The organism is Halorubrum sp. SD612 (assembly GCF_002135005.1).
The window spans coordinates 1-3,556 of sequence record NZ_NEWI01000216.1; the positions used below are offsets into that span (position 1 = coordinate 1).

A 3,556-nucleotide genomic window follows, 5' to 3' on the forward strand; every position below is an offset into this window, starting at 1 on the left:
CTCGTCGAGGACGACACCGCGGAGGCGATCGTCGCCGCCGCCGACGAGGTGATCGCGGGCGAGCACGACGACCAGTTCCCGGTCGACGTGTTCCAGACCGGCTCCGGCACCTCCTCGAACATGAACGCTAACGAGGTGATCGCCAACCGCGCCGCCGAGATCGCGGGCGCGGAGATCGGCGACCGGGTCGTCCACCCCAACGACCACGTCAACTACGGGCAGTCGTCGAACGACGTGATCCCGACGGCGATGCACGTCGCCGCGCTGGAGGCCGTCGAGAAGGACCTCGTGCCGGCACTGGAGACGCTCCACGCGGAGCTGGAGGCGAAGGAGGCCGAGTTCGACGGCGTCGTCAAGACCGGCCGCACGCACCTCCAGGACGCCACCCCGATCCGGCTCGGGCAGGAGTTCGGCGGCTACCGGACGCAGGTCGCGAAGGGGATCGAGCGCGCCGAGGGCGTCCAGTCGAACCTCCGCGAGCTCGCCCTCGGCGGCACCGCGGTCGGGACCGGGCTCAACACCCACCCCGAGTTCCCGGAGCTGGCCGCGGAGTACATCTCCGACGAGACGGGCACCGAGTTCCGCGAGGCGGAGAACCACTTCGAGGCGCAGGCCGCGCACGACGCGATGGCGGAGGGCCACGGCGCGCTGCGGACGATCGCCGGCAGCCTCAACAAGATGGCCAACGACCTTCGGCTGCCCGCCTCCGGGCCCCGCAACGGGCTCGGCGAGGTCGAGCAGCCGGAGAACCAGCCCGGCTCCTCGATCATGCCCGGGAAGATCAACCCGGTCGTCGCCGAGTCGGTCAACCAGGTCCACAAGCAGGTCGTCGGCAACGACGCCGCCGTCTCGGCGGGCGCCGCGCGCGGCGAGATCGACCTGAACCTTTATAAGCCGGTCATCGCGCACAACTTCCTCGAGTCCGCGAAGCTGATCGCGAACGTCGCCGAGACGTTCGGCGAGCGCTTCGTCGGGAAGCTGGAGGCGAACGAGGAGTTCGCGCGCGAACGCGTCGAGCAGTCGATGGCGCTGGCGACCGCGCTGAACCCCGCGATCGGCTACGATAAGGCCAGCAAGGTCGCGAAGACGGCCCTGAAGGAGGGGAAGAGCGTCCGCGAGGCCGCGGTCGAGGCCGGCTACCTAACCGAGGAGGAGGCCGACGAGGTGCTCGCCCCCGAGGCGATGACCCACCGCGTCATCCTCGGCGACGAGGACTGAGCCGCCCGCTCGGCGACCTCAGTCGGCGACTTCGCAGCCCAGTGCTTCCAGCCGCCGGACGGGCGCGGCGCGGTTGTCCCGCTTGACGAACACGTGGTCGGTCGCGTACGACGAGACGACGAACACCGAGGCGTCGACCTCGGCGAGCGCCGTCGCGACCGCCGCGAGGAACCAGACCAGCTCGAAGGGGAGCTCGGGCTCGAAGGTGAGGCGCTTCCACCCGGGCTCGACCGCGTCGGTCGCGACGGCGTCCGCCTCGTCCTGGTCGACCACCACCGTCGTCTCACCGACCTCCCGGACAGTTGCGAACGCGCCGGGGTGTTCGCCGTCGGTCCGGCAGACCGCGTGCGTCTCCGCCGGGACGCTGACCGTCCCGTTCCGGAGGAATTCGGCGGGATCCATGGGGGTAGCAGACGCCCGATGCCAAAGGAGGCGCGTCGAATCGGAACCATTTAAGCCGGTGTCGGTACCGATCCCACACGGATGAAACTTCACGAATATCAAGCGAAGTCTCTCTTCGCCGACGCCGGGATCCCGGTTCCGGACTCCCGGCTCGCGACGAGCGTCGACGAGGCGCTCGACGCTGTCGACGAGATCGGGTACCCGGCCGCGATCAAGGCGCAGGTCCACGTGGGAGGCCGCGGCAAGGCCGGCGGGATCAAGATCGCGACGGACCGCGAGGAGGCCGAGCAGTACGCCGACGAGATCCTCGGGATGGACCTGAAGGGATACACCGTCGATCAGGTCCTCGTCGAGGCCGGCGTCGACTTCGTCGACGAGCTGTACGTCGGCGTCACGATGGACCGCGGCGAGGGGAAGCCGGTCCTGATGGTGTCGACCGAGGGCGGCGTCAACATCGAGGAGGTCGCCGAGGAGAACCCCGACGCGATCGCGCGCGAACACGTCGACCCCGCGTTCGGCCTCCACCCGTACCAAGCCCGGAAGGTCGTCTACGAGGCCGGCGTCGACGCCGACGTGGCGCTCGACGTGGCCTCGATCCTCTCGACACTGTACGACCTCTACGAGGAGAACGACGCCTCCGAGATCGAGGTCAACCCCGTGATGATCACGGGCGACCGCGACGTGATCGCCGCGGACGCCGTGATGAACATCGACGAAGACGCGCTGTTCCGCCAGTCCGACCTGGCCGACATGGCCGAGGCGTCCTACGAGGACGACCTCGAACGCAAGGCCGGCGAGTACGGCTTCGACTACGTCCGCCTCTCCGGGAACGTCGGCATCATCGGCAACGGCGCCGGGCTCGTGATGACGACCCTCGACCTCGTCGACTACTACGGCGGCGCGCCCGCGAACTTCCTCGACATCGGCGGCGGGGCGAAGGCCGAGCGCGTCACGCAGGCGCTCGACATGGTGTTCTCCGACGACAACGTCGATGCCGTCGTCTTCAACATCTTCGGCGGGATCACCCGCGGCGACGAGGTCGCCAAGGGGATCAACGAGGCCCTAGAGCAGTTCGACGAGATCCCCAAGAAGGTGGTCGTCCGGCTCGCCGGCACGAACGCCGAGGAGGGGATGGATATTCTGAACACCGACCTCGTCGAGGTCGAGAAGACGCTGGAGGACGCGGTCCAGCGCGCGGTCGCGAACGCGGAGGAGGTGACCCAATGAGCATTTTCGTCGACGACGACACCAGAGTGGTGGTCCAGGGGATCACCGGCGGGGAGGGGAAGTTCCACGCCGGCCAGATGATCGAGTACGGCACCAACGTCGTCGCCGGCGCGGTGCCCGGCAAGGGCGGACAAGAGGTCGACGGCGTCCCCGTCTACGACACCGTCGACGAGGCCGTCGAGGCCGAGGACGCGGACGCCTCCGTCATCTTCGTGCCGCCGGCGTTCGCCGCCGACGCGATCTTCGAGTCGCTGGACACGGACCTCGACCTCGCGGTCGCGATCACCGAGGGGATCCCGACGCAGGACATGGCGAAGGTGAACAAGCGCCTGAGCGAGACCGACACCCGTCTCATCGGTCCGAACTGCCCCGGGATCATCACGCCCGGCGAGGCGAAACTGGGCATCCTCCCCGGTAACATCTTCTCCGAGGGGAACGTCGGGCTGGTCTCTCGATCCGGCACCCTCACCTACCAGGTCGTCGACAACCTCACCGAGCGCGGGCTCGGCCAGTCGACGGCGATCGGCATCGGGGGCGACCCGATCATCGGCACGTCCTTCGTCGACGCCCTCGAAGCGTTCGAGGCCGACACCGACACCGACGCGGTCGTGATGTGCGGCGAGATCGGCGGCGAGGACGAGGAGCAGGCCGCGAAGTTCATCGGCGAGCACATGGACACGCCGGTCGCCGGCTTCATCGCCGGGCGCAC

General features: G+C 68.8%; 4 protein-coding genes. 3 read left to right on the forward strand and 1 reads right to left on the reverse strand.

Annotation, left to right across the window (positions count from 1 at the left end; all coding sequences use genetic code 11):
* A partial coding sequence (locus tag B9G38_RS15290) for a class II fumarate hydratase (RefSeq protein WP_086220946.1) occupies positions 1 to 1,218 on the forward strand: 1,218 nt, incomplete at its 5' end.
* 18 nt (positions 1,219 to 1,236) lie between these two features.
* Here the strand turns inward: B9G38_RS15290 and B9G38_RS15295 are convergent.
* Positions 1,237 to 1,620: an ACT domain-containing protein gene (locus B9G38_RS15295; RefSeq protein WP_086220947.1), complete on the reverse strand. Its 384-nt coding sequence runs from the start codon at positions 1,618 to 1,620 to the stop codon at positions 1,237 to 1,239.
* Between the two features lie 81 nt (positions 1,621 to 1,701).
* Between B9G38_RS15295 and sucC the strand changes: the two genes are divergently transcribed.
* Together sucC and sucD are read left to right on the forward strand one after the other, a co-directional pair.
* The gene (gene sucC, locus B9G38_RS15300) at positions 1,702 to 2,847 is read left to right on the forward strand and encodes an ADP-forming succinate--CoA ligase subunit beta (protein WP_086220948.1); all 1,146 of its coding nucleotides are present in this window, start codon (positions 1,702 to 1,704) and stop codon (positions 2,845 to 2,847) included.
* A partial coding sequence (gene sucD, locus B9G38_RS15305) for a succinate--CoA ligase subunit alpha (protein ID WP_086220949.1) occupies positions 2,844 to 3,556 on the forward strand: 713 nt, incomplete at its 3' end. The genes sucC and sucD, both read left to right, overlap by 4 nt.

What these genes read in the sequence shown, in the direction of transcription:
- B9G38_RS15295 (WP_086220947.1), bottom strand. Translation starts at nt 1,620, where the DNA reads ATGGATCCCGCCGAATTCCTCCGGAACGGGACGGTCAGCGTCCCGGCG.
- sucC (WP_086220948.1), top strand. Translation starts at nt 1,702, where the DNA reads ATGAAACTTCACGAATATCAAGCGAAGTCTCTCTTCGCCGACGCCGGG.